This is a genomic window from Vibrio sp. Vb1554, from assembly GCF_033344235.1.
This window is the reverse complement of the sequence record NZ_JAWPOJ010000104.1, coordinates 1-1,812: the sequence shown is the minus strand read 5'-3', so window position 1 is coordinate 1,812 and position 1,812 is coordinate 1. Positions and strand designations below refer to the sequence as shown.

General features: G+C 48.0%; 2 protein-coding genes. One reads left to right on the top strand and one right to left on the bottom strand.

Translation table 11 applies throughout. The annotated features are described in order from the left end of the window. A partial coding sequence (locus tag R8N28_RS23980) for an FAD-dependent oxidoreductase (RefSeq protein ID WP_318183519.1) occupies positions 1–664 on the top strand: 664 nt, incomplete at its 5' end. A 95-nt stretch (positions 665–759) separates the two neighbouring features. On the opposite strand, the gene R8N28_RS23975 is transcribed toward R8N28_RS23980, so the two are convergent. After that, a partial coding sequence (locus tag R8N28_RS23975) for an MATE family efflux transporter (RefSeq protein WP_318183518.1) occupies positions 760–1,812 on the bottom strand: 1,053 nt, incomplete at its 5' end.

Below are 1,812 nucleotides of genomic sequence, written 5' to 3'. Positions count from 1 at the left end.
AGAAGATGGCGTCATTATTCACCTGCAGTCAGGCAAGAAAATGCGCGCCGATTGTTTGCTGTATGCGAACGGCAGAACCGGTAACACCGACAAACTCAGTTTGGATGTCGTCGGTCTAGAATCGGATTCTCGCGGCCAGCTTAAAGTGAACCGCAACTACCAAACGGCGGTTGAGCACATTTACGCAGTGGGTGATGTGATTGGTTACCCTAGCCTTGCAAGCGCAGCCTACGACCAAGGACGATTTGTCGCACAAGCGATCACCAAAGGTCAGGCTGAAAACTATCTGATTGAAGACATTCCAACAGGCATCTACACCATTCCAGAAATCAGCTCTGTTGGTAAAACAGAACAAGAACTGACGGCAGCGAAAGTGCCTTATGAAGTTGGCCGCTCTTCTTTCAAGCATCTGGCCCGTGCGCAAATTGCAGGCAAAGATGTCGGCAGTTTGAAAATTTTGTTCCATCGTGAAACCAAGGAAATTCTCGGCATTCACTGCTTTGGTGAACGTGCAGCGGAAATCATCCACATTGGTCAAGCCATCATGGAACAAAAAGGCCAAGCCAATACGATTGAATACTTCGTGAATACTACTTTCAACTACCCGACCATGGCTGAAGCCTATCGTGTAGCGGCATTGAATGGGCTGAACCGATTGTTCTAGTAGCCATACAATGCTGAGATAATGAGGTTAAATGAGTATTTGGGTTGCCATGATCCAAATGCAAAAACAGCAGGTTTTCGACCTGCTGTTTTTATTTACGCGAGGAACGTTCCTTTACGCCATTGATAGAAGAATATTACTCCAAGACCAATCCCTCGCATTGCCATAAAGCTGGTCATCGCAAACCACAGTGCATGGTTTTGCCAGCCAGAGAACAAAAAGAAGATTACGAAGAAACAGCAAGTCGCCACGAACATACTGTTCCGCATATCTTTACCTTTGGTGGCACCAACAAAAATGCCATCGAATAAGAAACACCACATGGATGTCAACGGCATCACCACCAGCCAAGGTAGATAGATCGCTGCTTGCTGCTGCACAATCGCAATAGAAGTGATCATGGCGATCAAATTCGATCCCGCTAAGCCAAATACCGCAGTAAGCCCTAAGCAGATGATCAGACTCCAAAAGAATGTGCCCACCAGAGAATCACTAAGCTGAGCTCGGTCTTTCGCGCCAATCGCTTTCCCCACCATCGCTTCCATCGCGTAGGCAAAACCATCCATGCCGTAGGAAATCATCATCAAGAAGCTCATCAACACAGCGTTTGCCGCGACAACATCATCACCAAAGCTCGCGCCCTGAAACGTCATAAAGCTAAACGCAGCTTGCAAACATAATGAACGAAGAAAGATATCGCGATTGAGTTTCACAAATCGCCCTAGCCCATGCTGAGTGTCAGCAAGTAATTGCTTGGGTGACGGCAACTGACGTGCTTGCCATGTCTTCCACACGCAGACCAAACCAAACGCCATGCCTGAGTAATCAGCAATCACGGATGCAATCGCAGCACCTTCAACTTTCCAACCTAAGCCCATCACAAATAACACATCGAGAGCGATGTTGGTGACATTGGTGATGATCACCATCCACATAGGCGCTTTGGAGTTTTGCGTGCCGAGCAACCAGCCCAACAACACAAAATTCATCAGTGCCGCCGGCGCACTCCACACTCGGATAGAGAAATATTGCATGCCGTAGTGCTTCACTTCGGCACTGGCATCACTCCAGCCAAAAATCAGCTCAGCAAGTGGGCTATGGACTATGAGGAACACCAAAGCAAACAGCAAAGCCATGAGTGAGCCCTG